Source organism: Cupriavidus sp. 05T313, assembly GCF_056396665.1.
Map to the genome: position 1 here is coordinate 1 of NZ_JBFTLX010000531.1, position 996 is coordinate 996.

At 62.0% G+C, this 996-nt stretch carries 1 protein-coding gene and 1 pseudogene; both read left to right on the top strand.

Going from position 1 to position 996, the window contains the following annotated elements:
- A pseudogene (locus tag AC1DKD_RS41505) lies at positions 1 to 297 on the top strand (valine--tRNA ligase); the annotation flags it as partial.
- 52 nt (positions 298 to 349) lie between these two features.
- Positions 350 to 996, top strand: a 647-nt coding sequence (locus AC1DKD_RS41510; RefSeq protein WP_477144773.1) for a UTP--glucose-1-phosphate uridylyltransferase, incomplete at its 3' end; no start/stop codon positions are given.

Genomic DNA, 996 nt, shown 5'->3' on the forward strand with positions numbered 1-996 from the left:
GTATTCGAAGACCAGAATGCCCTGATGGCCGAAGGTGCGGGCGCTCCGGTGGCTATCGTCGGCGGCAACCACCTGCTGCTGAAGATCGAAATCGACGCGGCCGCGGAACGCGTGCGGCTGGCCAAGGAAATAGAGCGCATCAGCGCCGAAATCGGGAAATGCCGCGGCAAGCTCTCCAATGAGAGCTTCGTCGCCAAGGCACCTCCCGCCGTTGTCGCGCAAGAAACCCAGCGTCTGTCGGATTTCGAACAGACGCTGGTCAAGCTGCAGGATCAAATACAGCGATTGCCGGCATGAGCTTTGCGTCACCAGCAGGGCTATGTACACCGAAATGATAAGGAAACCTGATATGGAAACCCGTGTCACCAAGGCTGTCTTCCCGGTAGCCGGTCTCGGCACTCGTTTTTTGYCGGCTACCAAGGCGAGCCCGAAGGAAATGCTGCCCGTGGTCGACAAGCCGCTGATTCAGTACGCCGTGGAAGAAGCCATGGCCGCTGGCATCACCGAGATGATCTTCGTGACCGGCCGCTCCAAGCGCGCCATTGAGGATCATTTCGACAAGGCCTACGAGCTCGAGGCGGAACTGGAGGCCAAGAACAAGCAGGCCCTGCTCACCCTGGTGCGCTCGATCAAGCCGTCGCACGTGGAGTTTTTCTACGTGCGCCAGCCCGAGGCCCTCGGCCTTGGYCACGCCGTGCTGTGCGCGGAAAAGCTGGTGGGCGACGCACCGTTCGCCGTGATGCTGGCCGATGACTTGCTGGATGGCGAGCCCCCGGTGATGAAGCAGATGGTGGACCTGTACGGCCACTACAACTGCTCGGTGCTGGGCGTGGAAGAGATCGCGCCGGAGCAGAGCCGCTCCTATGGCGTGGTCGCCGGCCGCGAATGGGACGAAGGCGTGATCAAGGTATCCGACATCGTCGAGAAGCCCGCGCCCGAGAACGCACCGTCCAACCTGGGCGTGGTGGGCCGCTACATCCTCACGCCGCGCATCTT